The sequence below is a fragment of the Bradyrhizobium sp. USDA 4341 genome, assembly GCF_054063755.1.
Genome location: NZ_JBSSGO010000002.1, coordinates 6196240 through 6210788, shown reverse-complemented (window position 1 = coordinate 6210788; position 14549 = coordinate 6196240). Strand labels below are relative to the sequence as shown.

The window sequence follows — 14549 nt, the reverse complement described above, 5'->3', positions numbered from 1 at the left end:
CGCGTGAGGCTAGGGCGTGTATTCATTCCGGGATGTCCGCTTTCGAGGGGTACGCGGACACGCGGTCTCGACCGCGGGGATGTCGCCTTGTGGCCCAAAGCCGACCTTGTGCAGTGCACATCCCCATTGATATGCTCGATCCATTCAGTCAGCGGGGAGTCCCGAGCGATGTCCGATATCTCGCGTCGAGCCGTGACACTTGGCGCAGCCGGTGCTTATGCCGCGTTTGGACTCGACAAGCCGATCACGTTTGTCGACGCGGCTCACGCTCAACAGTCCGTCACTCAACCTTTCCGCAAATACAAGGTCGGCGACATTGAAATCTTCTCTCTGATCGATGGCATGCGTGACGTTCCGCTGCGGGAGGGCATGGTCAGGAATGTCAGCGTCGAACAGGTCAAGACCGTGTTGCGTGGTGCCGGTTTTCCCGACAATCAGGCGCCCCTGCGGTTTATCGTCATGGCGCTCAAGCTGCGCGATCAAGTGGTCCTGATCGACTCGGGTACGGGCGGTCATCCGATTTATGGTGAGGGGAACGGCCGGTTATTCGAGAGCATGGCGGCGGCGGGCCTTGACCCCAAGGCAGTCAAGACGATCCTCATCTCCCATCTCCACGGCGACCACATTTATGGCCTCATGAACAATGAGAGCGATGCGCAGGTCTTCCCGGATGCCGACATCGTGGTGCCCGCCGCGGAATTGAAATGGTGGACGCACCCGGGGGTCGAGTCGATCGATCTCGGACCGACGCGCAAAGGCCTCGCCCAGCGAATTCAGGCCACGGTGGCGACTTGGAAAAACGTCAGGACCTTTGAGGGAGAACCAGAACTCCTGCCCGGTGTGCACGCCGTTCAGGCGCCCGGCCATAGCCCGGGAATGGTCGCGCATCTGGTCACCTCCGGCGGCGAACAGTTCCTGATCAGCGCTGACGTGGTCAATCTTGCGCCACACATTTCAACAAATCCCGAGTGGCAGCTCGCTATCGACCAGGATCCGCAAATGGCTGTCGAAACGCGAAGGAAGATCTTCGATCGCGCGGTCGCCGACAAGCTCACCATTTCGGGTACTCACTGGTTGATGCCGAACGTCGGCACGCTGGCCAAGGATGGCAGCAGGTACGTATTCGTAGCCGAGGGGTAATATTCCCGCGACACTATCTGGTAATTGGAACACGACTGCTGCTCGTAGCGGAGAACCGGTCGGATCTGAGTCAGCTTTTGGCGGACATTCACGTAGGCATCGTCGATGTCTGCTTTTGAGGGCAACCAGGACCTCGCTATTCTCGCGCACGCGCGTACCGGCTTTGTGAGTACACGCCCTGGATGGATTGCTTCGCGGAGCCTGTCATCCGGCGGCGCTTCGCGCCGACCGGGTGGCTCGCAATGACGCGGTGAAGGCGGCTTCGCTACGCCGCCGTGGCGACGCGCTGCGCCTTCAGCAGGCTGATGACCTCGGCGTTCGGCCGGGCACGGCTGAACAGAAAACCCTGGCCCTCGTGGCAGCCCTCGGCGCGCAGGCAGCTCAACTCCGCCTCGGTCTCGACGCCCTCCGCGGTGATGGTGACGCCGAGCCCCACGCCGAGGCTGACGATCGAACGCACGATCGCCTGCGCGTCCGGGTTCGCGCCGAGGTCGCGCACGAACGACTGGTCGATCTTGATCTTGTCGAACGGAAAGCTGCGCAGATAGCTGAGGCTCGAATAGCCGGTGCCGAAATCGTCCATCGACATCCGCACCCCGAGCGCGCGCAGCGCATGCAGCGTCGCCAGCACCTGGCTGCTCTTCTCGAGCAGCAGCGTCTCGGTGATTTCGAGCTCGAGCCGTCGCGCCGGCAGGCCGGATTGCCGCAGCGCGTCGGTGATCAGCGCCAGCAGATTGCCGGTGCGGAATTGCAGCGGCGACAGATTGACCGCGACGCGGACGTCGTCGGGCCATTGCGCCGCGTCCATGCAGGCGCGACGCAGCATCAGCGCGCCAAGCGGATTGATCAGGCCGGTCTCCTCGGCCACCGGGATGAACTCGCCGGGCGAGATCATGCCGCGCTCCGGATGCGGCCAGCGCACCAATGCCTCGAAGCCGGTGATGCGTCCGCTGGTGAGATCGACCAGCGGCTGGTAATAGGGCCGCAGGCCTTCATTCTGGATCGCATCGCGCAGATCGATCTCGATCTTGCGGCGGCTCTGCGCGCGCGCATCCATCTCGGCTTCGAAGAAGGAGAAGGTGCCGCGGAATTCACTCTTGGCGCGCGACAGCGCCATGTCGGCGCTCTTCAGGAGCTTTTCGGAATCCTCGCCGTCGCCGGGCGACATCGCGATCCCGATGCTGGCGCCGACCACCACCGAATGGCCATCGAGCAGATAGGGCTCGCCGATCGCATCCAGAATCCGCCGCGCCAGCAGCACCGCGTCCTCGGGCCGCATCACGCCGCCCTGCACGATGGTGAATTCATCGGAGTTGAGCCGGGCCAGCGCGTCTTCCTCGCGCAGCGTCGAGCGCAGGCGCTTGGCTACCCCGCGCAACAGCTTGTCGCCGATGCCGTGGCCGAGCGTGTCGTTGACCGCCTTGAAATTGTCGAGCCCGAGCATCAGCACCGCGACCTTGTCGGTCGAGCGGCGGGTGTGCTGCAGCATATCCTCCATCTGCTGGCGCAGCAGATTGCGGTTCGGCAGGCCGGTCAGGCTGTCGTGCTGGGCCATGAAGGCCAGCCGCGCCTCGGCGCGCTTGCGTTCGGTGATGTCCATCAGCGCGAGCAGCATCGCCGGCTGGTCGCCATGCATCAGCTGGCGCGAATAGATCGCAAGGTCGATCAGCGTGCCGTCCGCACGTACATGCTTCCAGGTCCGCGCCGCCTGCTCGTCGCTGCTGCGGCCGGCGGCCCAGGGCAGATCGGCATCGAACGCCTGCAGGCTCTTGATCGTCATCTTCTCGAATTCGGCACGAACATAACCATAGTGCGCGATCGCGGCGTCGTTGACCGCGAGGATCTTTTCGCCGTCGAGCGCGCACAGGATCATCGGCACCGGATTGCCGTCGAACAGCAGGCGGAACGACGCCTCGCGCTGTTTCAGTTCGGTGATGTCGACGCGCAGGCCGACGATGCCGCCGTCCGCGGTCAGCCGCTCCTCGATCAGCACCACGCGGCCATCGGCCAGGACCTGCTCGTGCCGCTCACCCGGCTGGTACATCTTCTCGAGCCGCTCGGCGATCCACTCTTCCTCGCGCCCGGCGGCCTCGGGATAGTCGCCGCGCGCGACGCCGACGCGGATGGTGTCTTCCAGGCGCGCGCCTTGCTCGAACAGGTCGGAACTGCGCTTGTAGATTTCCGAGTATTTCTTGTTCCAGAGGGTGTAGCGGCCTTCGGGGTCCAGGAACACGATGCCTTGCGGCAGGATGTCGATCGCCTCACGTAGCCGCGCATTGGACTTGCGGGCCTCGGCGATCGCGGCATCGGCCTGCGCGCGCTGGCGCACCAGTTCGCCGATCTCGACGGCGGTCCGGCGCGAACTACCGGACATCTTCGGCATCGGCCTCACCCTGCGGCCCCGAGGACCGGACAGTTTGGCCTGCTTCGGTTTCTTGTTCTTTTTCGGCCGCATCATCGGTACCGCACGCCCCACGCGCATTCCAGTTCGGCGACATTCCTGCGATAAGTGTCTGAAAAATTGGTATCTCTCGGCGAATAGCTGCGCTGCCCGAGAAAGCCGTACCTGCCCGCTTTGCAGGCGAGCTCACGCCTGATGCGAGTAGCTCGCGGTGCGCACGCGGCGAACAGCGCAGATTTGCGGCGTGGACCCGCCGGAGCATGGTGAAGAAAGCGTAAATCGGCGCGCAACTGCACAATCAACGCGCCGGATGCGGCTCAAGCGCACGAATGTTTGTCAGCATGTGACAGGGTTATCGCAAGGTTAAGGCACAGCCCGTTTGCGCGCGGGCGGCGGGCTAGAGCTTCGGTTCTGATTGAATCGGAACCGAAGCTCTGGATTCTTGTTTGACGGGTTTTCCTCACGCGAACCGGTGTCCACTTCGCTCGAAAACGCTTAGTTGGTGATCTCGATCCGCGTGCCGCCGCGGCCATTGCGCTCGACCAGCCCATAGAGCTGTGCGGCGTGCGAGGGGTTCAGGCGCACGCAACCATGCGAGGCCGGTCCGCCGAGACGCGTGAGTTCGTAGGTGCCGTGGATGGCGAAGCCGCCGTGGAAGAAGATCGAGTACGGCATCGGCGAGTTGTAGTATTTCCGCGAGTACCAGCGGCGCGCCATCATCTGCGGACGGAACACGCCGTTCGGCGTGCCGTAACCGCGGCGCCCGGTCGACACCGGCCAGTTATAGCGCGTTGCGCCGTCGACGCTCACCGCCATGCGCTGCGATGATTTGTCGATGTGAACGACGATGTCGGCTTTCGCCGGAGAGAGTGCCAATGTCGACGCGGCAATCACGGCGGCAAACACCGGCCGTACGCAACATACGCTCGTCATCATAACGCCTGCCTGAAATGATTGCGCGCATGATGTCGCCTGCAACGCGCGCTTGTAAAGTGGCGTGGATCACATGCGAGCCGGCAAGCCGCGGGTAATCTTGATCCGCCTTGTGGGCGATCAAGCAAATGGGATGAAAGCGCGGTTGGCCTGCTTCGAATCCATGTTAGCCTTGCGCAGACAGAGTGATCCGAATGACACCCCGCCTGCGTCTGATCCCGCTCCTGATCTCGACCCTCCTCGCCTGCAGCATCTCCGCGCGTGCGCAGGACAAGGGCTCGCTCAATCCGCAGCCACTACCGCCGCTCGCTAACCCCAGCGATCCAACGATCGGGGCGAAGCAGCTGTTCGCGCGCAAGGTGTTGCCGGCGGCGCTGCCGACCCAATCGATCGGCGGCTACACCAAGGGCTGTCTCGCCGGCGCCGCGCAGATGCCGCTGAACGGCGACACCTGGCAGGTGATGCGCCTGTCGCGCAACCGCTATTGGGGTCATCCCGCCATGATCGCGCTCCTGAAGCGGCTGGCGGCCAACACGCACAAGGACGCCGGCTGGCCCGGCATCCTGGTCGGCGATATCGGCCAGCCGCGCGGCGGTCCCGCGCTCTCCGGTCACGCCAGCCACCAGATCGGCCTCGACGCCGACATCTGGCTGACGCCGATGCCGGATCGCAAATTGTCGCGCGAGGATCGCGAGGAGATGTCGGCGGTGATGATGGTGCGCGACGACCGGCTCGATATCGATCCGCGCGTCTTCACGCCGGCCCATGTGCTGGTCCTCCGCGACGCGGCGCGCGAGCCTGCCGTGCAGCGCATCTTCGTCAATCCCGCGATCAAGAAAGCGCTGTGCCGCGAGGCCAAGGGCGACCGCGGCTGGTTGTCAAAGATCCGGCCGTGGTGGGGCCACGACTACCACTTCCACATCCGCATGCGGTGTCCGTCCGGCAGCCCCGCATGCGAGGGGCAGAAGCCGCAATCGGAGGGCGAAGGCTGCAAGCCTTCCGATCTCGCCTATTGGTTCAAGGACTCGGTGCTGCATCCGAAGCCTCCGCCGAAGCCGCCGAAACCGCGCCCGCCGATGACGCTGGCGCAGATGCCGGCGGCCTGCAAGACGGTGCTGAACGCAGCCGACGCCAGGCAGTAAGCATGATCCGGAAAAGTGCGAAGCGGTTTTCCGAAAAGATCATGCTAAGACAAGAGGCCAAAGCAATAACATCTTTGTCAGGCGGCTTTTCCGGCCGGCTCGAACTGCGTTATGATTGCACGTCGTCGCGCCGTAAGCGCGTTTGAGCGATGGATCGGGGCCGCTGATCTCTTTCATCCGTCACAATTGCATTGGACCAGACATGCGCAAATCGCTCCTCGCCGCATCGCTCCTGCTTGCCTCAGTTCCCGCCTTCGCGGCGGAAGAGCCGAGCGGCTGCGACAAGTTCAAATGGTCGATCGACCGCGCACGCGCCGCGCTCACCGCGCCCGATCGCGCCAAGCTTGCCTCGGGCAGCGAACAGGCCGCACTGCCGCCGACCGCCATCACGCTGGCGCTGGTTGCGCCCGGCGAGGCCAAACTGCCGACGCCGCCGGAGCGCGCGCCGAAGGACGGCACCTTCGCCGGCTTCACCAGCTTCAAGGCCGCACCGAAGGCCGGGCTCTATACCGTCAGCCTGTCGGCCGGCGCCTGGGTCGACCTGGTGCAGGACGGGCATTTCCTGAAGCCGAAGGCCTTCAGCGGCGCGACCGATTGCGACGGCGTCCGCAAGACCATGAAATATGACCTCACTGCCAGCCCCTTCGTGCTGCAGGTCAGCGGCTCAAAAGAGAACTCGCTGTCGATCGCGATCCAGCCGTCGGATGAATAGCACGACCGGTTAGACAAACGGTCGCCTTTACCGTAAGTCCCAGCCTGCTATGTTTGCAGTGCGATATCCCCGAGGACCGTAAGTCCTTCGGGGACCAGCGGAACAGCGCTTCCGTCCGTCGCGCCCAGAACCCACCCAACGCCTGGTTTGCGCGCGCTTGTTCGTGCGTGAGCTCGCACGGAGCGCTTTCCATGTCACGACTTGCCGGACTTTTCACTGCCTTCGTCATCCTGCTCGGTGCGATCCATTCGCCCGCGCGCGCCGAGGACAAGACGCTCACCGTCTTTGCCGCCGCCTCGATGAAGAATGCGCTCGACGAGATCGATGCGGCCTATACCGCCAAGACCGGCGTCAAGATCAGCGCCAGCTACGCCGCGAGCTCGGCATTGGCAAAGCAGATCGAACAGGGCGCCCCGGCCGACGTGTTCGTCTCCGCCGACACCGACTGGATGGACTATGCGATCAAGCAGAAGAACATCAATGAGCCGACCCGGGTGAACCTGCTCGGCAACTCGATCGTGCTGATCGCGCCGAAGGATTCCATGATCGGCAATGTCAGCATCGGGCCTGGCTTCGATCTCGCCAAGCTCGCCGGCGACGGCAAGATCGCCACCGGCGACGTCAAGGCGGTGCCGGTGGGCAAATACGCCAAGGCCGCGCTCGAGAAGCTCGGCGCCTGGCAGGCCGCGGAGCCGAAATTCGCGATGGCGGAAAGCGTGCGCGCGGCACTGACGCTGGTGGCGCGCGGCGAAGCCGTGCTCGGCATCGTCTATTCGACCGACGCCAAGGTCGAGCCGGGCGTCAAGATCATCGGCACCTTCCCGGCCGACACCCATCCCGCGATCATCTATCCGGTCGCGGCGACCACGACCGCCAGGCCCGAGACCGCCGAGTATCTCGCCTTCCTGCGTTCTTCCGCGGCGAAGACGATCCTCGAGAAGTACGGCTTCAAGTTCCTGATCAGCCCGACGACCTGAGCCCAGCGCCGCCGATTTGACGTTCCTCCAGTGATTGCCGCGCGCACCGTGCGGAACGTCAAATCGACCAGCGGCACTGGCCTATTGACTCTTACGAGTGTCTGTTCCCGAAGTCCGTAACTGAGGAGCCGCACTTGCATACGAACTTCGGGAATAGACACTAGTGTTCGAGATCTCGCCGACCGAATGGACGGCGATCCTGCTGTCGCTGCGGGTCGCCGTCATCGCAACGCTGGTGGCGACCCCGTTCGGGGTAGCGCTCGCCTGGCTGCTGGCGCGGCGCGATTTCTGGGGCAAGTCGCTGCTTGATGCCGCCGTGCATCTGCCGCTGGTGCTGCCGCCCGTCGTCACCGGCTATCTGCTGCTGCTGACCTTCGGCAAACGCGGCCTGGTCGGCGGCTGGCTGGCCGATCATCTCGGCATCGTCTTCGCGTTCCGCTGGACCGGCGCTGCGCTCGCCTGCGGCGTAATGTCGTTTCCGCTTCTGGTGCGCCCGATCCGGCTTTCGATCGAAGCGGTCGACCGCCGCCTCGAGCAGGCCGCCGAGACGCTCGGCGCCGCGCCCTGGCGGGTGTTCGCAACGGTGACGCTGCCGCTCGCGCTGCCGGGCGTGCTGGCCGGCATGGTGCTCGGCTTTGCCAAGGCGATCGGCGAGTTCGGCGCGACCATCACCTTCGTCTCCAACATCCCCGGCGAGACCCAGACCATTTCATCGGCGATCTATTCGCTGATCCAGACGCCTGATGGCGACACGGCCGCAGCGCGGCTCGTGATCATCTCGATCGTGCTCGCGGTTGGCGCACTGGTCGCCGCCGAAGTGTTTGCGCGCCGCGCCACCGCGCGCCTGCACGGACAATAGCGATGCTGCGCGTCGACATCACCAAGCAGCTCGGCGAGTTCTCGCTGGCGGCATCGTTCACCAGCGAGGGCCGCGTCACCGGCCTGTTCGGCGCGTCCGGCTCCGGCAAGACGTCGCTGATCAACACCATCGCCGGGCTGGTTCGTCCTGATCGCGGCACCATCGTGATCGACGGCGAGACGGTCGACGATACTGCAGCCGGCATCCATGTCCCGACCTACCGGCGGCGCATTGGCTACGTCTTCCAGGACGCCCGGCTGTTTCCGCATCTCGATATCAGGCAGAACCTCGATTACGGCCGCCGCATGAACGGCCTCACCGAGGATCCTGCGCAACACAAACGCGTCGTCGATCTGCTCGACATCGGCGCCCTGCTCGACCGACGCCCCGGAAAGCTCTCCGGCGGCGAGCGGCAGCGCGTCGCGCTCGGCCGGGCATTGCTGTCCAAGCCGCGGCTATTGCTGCTGGACGAGCCGCTAGGCGCGCTCGACGAGAGCCGCAAGCTCGAGATCCTGCCCTATCTGGTACGGCTGCGCGACGAGGCCGGCGTCCCGATGGTCTATGTCAGCCACGACGCGGCCGAGCTTCGCCAGCTCGCCACCCAGATCGTGATGCTGCGCCGCGGCCAGGTCACCGCGTTCGGCGGTGTTAAGGTGTTGACGGGCGGCGCCTAGCTGGCCGTTTTTCCGAAAGTCGGCATAAGATAGCCCATCTTGTCTGCTAGGCCCGGATCGGGACATCCGATCGGGCATGGGGAAAGGTGCACTTTGCGACTGACTGGCTGGGTATTGCTGCTGATCGGCGGGCTGCTGTGCGCCACGATTTCGTGGGCCGCGCTCGGCTTCCTGCTGATGGGCATCGGCCTGATCTCGCTGCAGGTCGCCGAGCGCCGCCGACGCCTCGGTGATGATGCCGCGCCGGCCGGGGCTGGGGGATTTACCCCGCCGCGCCTCAGTCCCGGGCTACAGCCGCCGACCCTCGACCCGGTCTCTGGCCAAGACACCGGCCAAGACACTGACCAGGACACCGGACCGCAGCGCCAGCCGCGCCGGGTGGCCTGGCCCGACAAGAAGGCGGACGCGCCCTATGACCGGCAGGCCTGGCGCCGGCTGGTCGAGAGCGATCCCGATCTCGCCCAGCTTGCCAAGGTGCTGGCCGATTACGGCCCGCAATATGTCGATGAGCTCGCGGCCAGCTATCTCGCCGCGCCCGACAAGAGCCGCCTGGGCGCGATCGTCGATGGCATCATCGCGCGCGCCCGGGACGGCCAGCCGGCCCCGCCGCCCGCACCGGCCGAAGGATCGCGGCCACCGCCGCTACCGCCCCGGCCTGAGCCAAAGCAGATCGCCGCCCCTGCCGCCAAGCCGGCGGCTTCGCCGAGCAATCCCGCCGATGCGCTGGAAGCGTCCCTGCTCGCCACGGTCGAGGAGGCTTCCGCCAGGGTCGCCGCCGAACGCGCGGGTCTCTTCAAGCCTGCCAAGGACCCTGGCAAGGCCACCGACAGCCGGCCGTCGACGGCGAGCCAGCGGGAGCCGCTGTTCGGTCGCGCACCCCGGGACGCGAAGCCCGCCGAGCCGCCGCCGATGCCGGCGGCGACGCCCGCCGACCTCGAAGCATCGTTGATCACGGCCATCAGCGAGGCCGCCGCCAGGCGGGCGGACACGTTCAAGCCGGAGCCGGTGTCGGAGCTGCCGAAGCTGCCACCAGCGAAGGCCGAGATCGGCGCCAATCCGCCAAAGCCCGTTCCGCCTCCGCCCGCCACCACGCCGCCCGCGAAGACGGCGCCTACAAAAACAGCGGCCGACAATCTGGACGAGACGCTGCTCGCAGCGCTGGCTGAGATTTCCGGCCAGAAGCTCAAGGACGGGCCCAAGGCGGACGCTACGTCCAAGGACCCTCCGGCGGACGATGGCCTGTCCGACATGATCAAGAAATTCGCCCCGGATTCGAGCTTCCTGCGCAAGCAGTGACGGCGCGGCTCAGACGCCGGCGACCGACGCCCAGATATCGGCGAGCTTGCGCCGGACGGTCTGCATCCGCGTCTGCGGCACGACCTTCTCGTCTTCCTCCGGTAGGCGCAGGCCGACGACATTGACGCGGCCGCCGCTGATGCTGCGCGCCACCAGCACGATCTCGTCGAGCGCGAGCTCGGCACCTTCCTTCGGCGCGCGGTCGAGATTGACGTCGAAATAATCCGCGAGCGTCAGCTTGGCCTGGTGCTCGTCGACCTTGACGCCGTAGATCTCGGCGAGCTCACCGAGCGTATGCTCGCCCGACACCATGAAGTCGCCGAGCAGATGCGGATCGGGCGCGCTCGACGGCGCCATGTCGACGAAGAAGCGGTCGAGCGCCTCGGCGCGCTCCGGCGGCGCCAGTAGGTAGATGTAGTCGCCGGGCGCGACCGGATCGGCCTCGACAGGCGTCAGGATCCGCTGGTCGCGGATCACCAGCGTCGGCTTCGACCACGACGGGATCAGCCCGCGGCGGAAATACAGGCTCTTCGGCCGCACCGGATAACCGACCAGCTGCTGCTCGAGCTGCCCGGGCAGGTCCAGTTCGACACGGCGCGGGCCGCGTTCGGCGCGCGGCAGCGCGACGTGCAGCCGCCGCGCCGCCGGCGCCAGCGTCCAGCCCTGCAGCAGCAGCGAGATGATGACGACGACGAAGGCGACGTCGAAGTAGAGATAGGCCTTCGAGAGGCCGACCAGCATCGGGATCGAGGCCAGGAAGATCGCAACCGCGCCGCGCAAGCCGGTCCAGGCGATGAAGACCTTCTCCCGCCAGTTGAACTTGAACGGCGCGAGACAGATCAAAACCGCCAGCGGCCGCGCCACCAGCATCAGCGCGAATGCCACCAGCACCGCGCCGCCGGCGCTGGAGAGCAGGCGATGCGGCGACACCAGGAGGCCGAGCAGCACGAACATCACGATCTGGGCCAGCCAGGTTGCGGCGTCGAGGAACGTCACCACCGAATTATGCGCGCGGGTCGGCCGGTTGCCGATGATGATACCGGCGAGATAGACCGCGAGGAATCCCGAGGCATGCACGATCTGGGAGCCGCCGAAGATCACCAGCGCCGCGGTCGTGACGAACGGCGCATGCAGGCCCTGCGGCAGCGCGACGTGATTCAGCGCGATCACCACCAGCCGGCCGCCGATCACCCCGATGATGGCGCCGAGCACGGCTTCCTGGATGAACTCCATCGCGATGTGCGAGGCCGAGCTCTGGCCGACCGAGATGAACTCGACCAGCATCAAGGTGAGGAAGATCGCGAACGGGTCGTTGGTGCCGGACTCCGCCTCCAGCGTCGCGCCGACCCGCGGCCGCAGGCGCAGGCCCTGGGTGTGCACCAGGAGGAAAACCGCCGCGGCGTCGGTCGAGGCCACGACGGCGCCGACCAGCAATGACTCGGTCCAGTTCAGGTCGAGCACATAGCGGGCGACCGGTGCCGTGATCAGCGCGGTCAGCAGCACGCCGGCGGTCGCCAGCATCATCGAGGGCGCCAGCACCGTGCGGATGCTGGCAAACCGCGTCTTCAGTCCGCCGTCGAACAGGATCAGCGCCAGCGCCACCGAGCCGACCAGATAGGTGGTGCGGACGTCGTCGAACTGCAGCCGGCCGGGGCCGGAATCGCCCGCCAGCATGCCGACCAGCAAGAACACCAGCAGCAACGGGGCGCCGAACCGCAGCGCCAGCAGGCTGGACAGGATGCCGGCCATCACCAGCACTGCGCCGAGCAGGATCGCTATACTGACGGAGTCGAGGGATGCCATGCGCCTTCGGAGGTCTCAAATACTTGCAATTGCATCCTTATCGTCGCCACACTGGGACGCCAACCGAATTCTGAGATAAGCGGCAATGTGCCCGGTCCTTCCTCCCCTAGGTCGCCTCGACACTGTGTTGTATCGATGGTCGCGTGCGCGCCTTTGTGGGAATCTGCGTGGGCATTCGAATCACATTTGCCTGACCCGCGCTTCAAGTTGAGACTTTGCCGATGGACATGAGCTGGAAGGACGTCCTGGAATCGATCCAAATGGCAGCGCGCTCGGTCGGCGCCGAGATCGCCTCGCCCTGGTTCTATCTGCAGTTCGGCATCATCCTCGCGGCCGCGGGCCTCGCCTACGCCGCCGATACCGCCATTCATGCACGGGTCAACATGTCGTCGCTGGCGAGCCGCTGGCCGCTGCCGCTCCGGCACTTTGCCCGCGTGATGGTATCGAGCGCCTCCACCGCCGTGTTCGCGATCCTGATGGTGATCTCGCGCATCGTGATGTGGCACGCGACCTGGCCGAGCCGCAGCTATTTGATCGCGGTCTCCGCCAAGCTGGCGCTGGCCTGGCTCGTGATCCGCCTCGTGACCTCGGTGATCGACAACGCCTTCATCGTCAAACTGGTCTCGGTCGCGGCCTGGGTGGTCGCCGCGCTCAGCATCATCGGCCAGCTCGACTGGGCGGCCGATACGCTGGATTCGTTCGCGGTCGTCGTGGGCGGTCTGCGGCTGAGCCCGCTGCTGCTGATCAAGGCCGGCGCGGTGCTGATCCTGGCGCTGTGGCTGAGCAATATCGCCAGCAATTTCATCGACGGCCAGATCACCCGCTCGACCGACCTGACCCCGTCGATCCAGGTGTTGCTGGTCAAGATCATTCGCATCGGCCTGATGGTGGTCGCGGTCGCCATTGCGTTGAGCGCCGTCGGGATCAACCTGTCGGCGCTGGCGGTGCTGTCCGGCGCCGTCGGCGTCGGCATCGGTTTCGGCCTGCAAAAGATCGTCGCCAATTTCATCTCGGGCATCATCCTGCTGGTCGACAAATCGGTGAAGCCGGGCGACCTCGTCACCATCGGCGACAGCCAGGGCCGCATCAGCGCGATGAAGACCCGCTACATCTCGGTCGCCGCCGGCGACGGCCGCGAGTTCCTGATCCCGAACGAGGACCTGGTGACGCAGAAGGTCACCAACTGGACCTACACCGACAAGAACACGCTGGTGAAGATCGCTTTCGCCGCCAATTACGACGCCGATCCGCGGCTGGTCTGCAAGCTCGCGATCAATACCGCGACGGCCCACGCCCGCGCGCTCAAGGGCAAGCCGCCGAACTGCATCCTGACCGAATTCGCTGAGCTCGGCATGAAGTTCTCGCTGACCTTCTGGATCGCCGACCCCGACGGCATGGACAATGTGAAGAGCGACGTCATGCTGTCGCTGTGGGACGCCTTCAAGCAGGAGGGCATCAAGGTGCCCTACCCGGTGCGGGAACTCCGGATCCGCGGCGGCGCGCTGCCGGTCGAGAGCGCGGTCGAGGTCTCCAGCTAGCGCCTCCGTGCGGCTTTTTCGGACAAGCGGCCGCGGCTGTTCCGGATTTGGCCCGGAAAATCAAGCCGTTTGAGCATTGTCCCCATGCCCAACCTTGGCTTGCGCCGGGCGCGCCGATCATTAAATTAGGGTCTGAAATCAGCCCCTTGCCCGCAGAAACATCCCGACCATGAGCTATATCGACGCCACCGACACCTCGCTTCGCAAGACCGGCCAGATCAAGCTGCACGGACCGAGCGGCTTTGCCGGCATGCGCAAGGCAGGCGCCCTGGTGTCGAAGTGCCTCGACGCGCTCACCGACATCGTCAAGCCGGGCGTCCCGACCTCGGTCATCGACGATTTCGTCCGCAAGTTCGCCTTCGACCACGGCGCCTATCCGGCGACGCTGATGTATCGCGGCTATCGCTACTCGACCTGCACCTCGATCAATCACGTGGTCTGCCACGGCATGCCGGGCGACCGCCCGCTGAAGGAAGGCGACATCGTCAATGTCGACGTCACCTTCATCGTCGACGGCTGGTACGGCGATTCCAGCCGCATGTATGCGATCGGCGCCATCGCGCGGAAGGCCGAGCGGCTGATCGAGGTGACCTATGAGGCGATGATGCGCGGCATTGCCGCCGTCAAGCCCGGCGCCACCACCGGCGATATCGGCCATGCCATCCAGAGCTTCGTCGAACCGCAGGGCATGAGCGTGGTGCGCGACTTCTGCGGCCACGGCCTCGGCCGCCTGTTCCACGACGAGCCGAACATCATCCATATCGGCCGCCCCGGCGAAGGCGCGCCGCTGAAGCCCGGCATGTTCTTCACCATCGAGCCGATGATCAATCTCGGCAAGCCGCATGTGAAGATCCTGTCCGACGGCTGGACCGCGGTGACCCGCGACCGCTCGCTGTCGGCGCAGTTCGAGCACTCGGTCGGCGTCACCGCCGACGGCGTCGAGATCTTCACGCTGTCCGAGCGCCACGGCGAGAAGCCGTGGGTTCAGGTTTAACGCCCTCATTGAGGAGGTCCCGTCCTCGTCGGGGGCCCCGAGCAAACCACCCGAGCTAGAACACGCAGCGGTTGCCTGAT

General features: G+C 65.5%; 12 protein-coding genes. 9 read left to right on the top strand and 3 right to left on the bottom strand.

Annotation, left to right across the window (positions count from 1 at the left end; all coding sequences use genetic code 11):
• Window positions 1–168: 168 nt before the first annotated feature.
• The gene (locus ACVIGB_RS35470) at window positions 169–1140 is read left to right on the top strand and encodes an MBL fold metallo-hydrolase (protein WP_456719174.1); all 972 of its coding nucleotides are present in this window, start codon (window positions 169–171) and stop codon (window positions 1138–1140) included.
• Window positions 1141–1405: 265 nt separating this feature from the next.
• On the opposite strand, the gene ACVIGB_RS35465 is transcribed toward ACVIGB_RS35470, so the two are convergent.
• The gene (locus tag ACVIGB_RS35465; RefSeq protein WP_456724998.1) at window positions 1406–3514 is read right to left on the bottom strand and encodes a putative bifunctional diguanylate cyclase/phosphodiesterase; all 2109 of its coding nucleotides are present in this window, start codon (window positions 3512–3514) and stop codon (window positions 1406–1408) included.
• Window positions 3515–4036: 522 nt separating this feature from the next.
• Window positions 4037–4474: a L,D-transpeptidase gene (locus ACVIGB_RS35460; protein WP_456719175.1), complete on the bottom strand. Its 438-nt coding sequence runs from the start codon at window positions 4472–4474 to the stop codon at window positions 4037–4039.
• Window positions 4475–4668: 194 nt separating this feature from the next.
• Between ACVIGB_RS35460 and mepA the strand changes: the two genes are divergently transcribed.
• From mepA to ACVIGB_RS35430, 6 genes are all read left to right on the top strand, one after another.
• On the top strand, window positions 4669–5616 hold the full coding sequence (mepA, locus tag ACVIGB_RS35455; RefSeq protein ID WP_456719176.1) for a penicillin-insensitive murein endopeptidase: 948 nt from the start codon (window positions 4669–4671) through the stop codon (window positions 5614–5616).
• 202 nt (window positions 5617–5818) lie between these two features.
• On the top strand, window positions 5819–6328 hold the full coding sequence (locus tag ACVIGB_RS35450) for a hypothetical protein (RefSeq protein WP_456719177.1): 510 nt from the start codon (window positions 5819–5821) through the stop codon (window positions 6326–6328).
• A 191-nt stretch (window positions 6329–6519) separates the two neighbouring features.
• Complete coding sequence (gene modA, locus ACVIGB_RS35445) at window positions 6520–7305, top strand: molybdate ABC transporter substrate-binding protein (RefSeq protein ID WP_456719178.1); 786 nt, start codon at window positions 6520–6522, stop codon at window positions 7303–7305.
• A gap of 163 nt (window positions 7306–7468) precedes the next feature.
• Entirely contained in the window at window positions 7469–8164 is a 696-nt protein-coding gene (gene modB / locus ACVIGB_RS35440; RefSeq protein WP_092122814.1) for a molybdate ABC transporter permease subunit, read from the top strand.
• Window positions 8165–8166: 2 nt separating this feature from the next.
• Window positions 8167–8838, top strand: coding sequence for a molybdenum ABC transporter ATP-binding protein (modC, locus tag ACVIGB_RS35435; protein WP_456719179.1), 672 nt, complete (start codon window positions 8167–8169; stop codon window positions 8836–8838).
• 93 nt (window positions 8839–8931) lie between these two features.
• Window positions 8932–10134 carry a hypothetical protein gene (locus ACVIGB_RS35430; RefSeq protein WP_456719180.1) on the top strand — a complete coding sequence of 401 codons (1203 nt, stop codon included), beginning with the start codon at window positions 8932–8934 and terminating at the stop codon, window positions 10132–10134.
• Between the two features lie 9 nt (window positions 10135–10143).
• Here ACVIGB_RS35430 and ACVIGB_RS35425 read toward each other — a convergent pair whose 3' ends face one another.
• Complete coding sequence (locus ACVIGB_RS35425; protein WP_092122805.1) at window positions 10144–11937, bottom strand: potassium/proton antiporter; 1794 nt, start codon at window positions 11935–11937, stop codon at window positions 10144–10146.
• A 221-nt stretch (window positions 11938–12158) separates the two neighbouring features.
• Between ACVIGB_RS35425 and ACVIGB_RS35420 the strand changes: the two genes are divergently transcribed.
• Together ACVIGB_RS35420 and map are read left to right on the top strand one after the other, a co-directional pair.
• Complete coding sequence (locus ACVIGB_RS35420; RefSeq protein ID WP_207833628.1) at window positions 12159–13475, top strand: mechanosensitive ion channel family protein; 1317 nt, start codon at window positions 12159–12161, stop codon at window positions 13473–13475.
• Between the two features lie 169 nt (window positions 13476–13644).
• Complete coding sequence (map, locus tag ACVIGB_RS35415) at window positions 13645–14469, top strand: type I methionyl aminopeptidase (RefSeq protein WP_092122802.1); 825 nt, start codon at window positions 13645–13647, stop codon at window positions 14467–14469.
• Window positions 14470–14549: the final 80 nt, after the last annotated feature.

Bases quoted from the DNA above. Each gene is read 5' to 3' on its own strand.
- ACVIGB_RS35470 (WP_456719174.1), top strand. From the start codon at position 169: ATGTCCGATATCTCGCGTCGAGCCGTGACACTTGGCGCAGCCGGTGCT.
- ACVIGB_RS35465 (WP_456724998.1), bottom strand. From the start codon at position 3,514: ATGTCCGGTAGTTCGCGCCGGACCGCCGTCGAGATCGGCGAACTGGTG.
- ACVIGB_RS35460 (WP_456719175.1), bottom strand. From the start codon at position 4,474: ATGACGAGCGTATGTTGCGTACGGCCGGTGTTTGCCGCCGTGATTGCC.
- mepA (WP_456719176.1), top strand. From the start codon at position 4,669: ATGACACCCCGCCTGCGTCTGATCCCGCTCCTGATCTCGACCCTCCTC.
- ACVIGB_RS35450 (WP_456719177.1), top strand. From the start codon at position 5,819: ATGCGCAAATCGCTCCTCGCCGCATCGCTCCTGCTTGCCTCAGTTCCC.
- modA (WP_456719178.1), top strand. From the start codon at position 6,520: ATGTCACGACTTGCCGGACTTTTCACTGCCTTCGTCATCCTGCTCGGT.
- modC (WP_456719179.1), top strand. From the start codon at position 8,167: ATGCTGCGCGTCGACATCACCAAGCAGCTCGGCGAGTTCTCGCTGGCG.
- ACVIGB_RS35425 (WP_092122805.1), bottom strand. From the start codon at position 11,937: ATGGCATCCCTCGACTCCGTCAGTATAGCGATCCTGCTCGGCGCAGTG.
- ACVIGB_RS35420 (WP_207833628.1), top strand. From the start codon at position 12,159: ATGGACATGAGCTGGAAGGACGTCCTGGAATCGATCCAAATGGCAGCG.
- map (WP_092122802.1), top strand. From the start codon at position 13,645: ATGAGCTATATCGACGCCACCGACACCTCGCTTCGCAAGACCGGCCAG.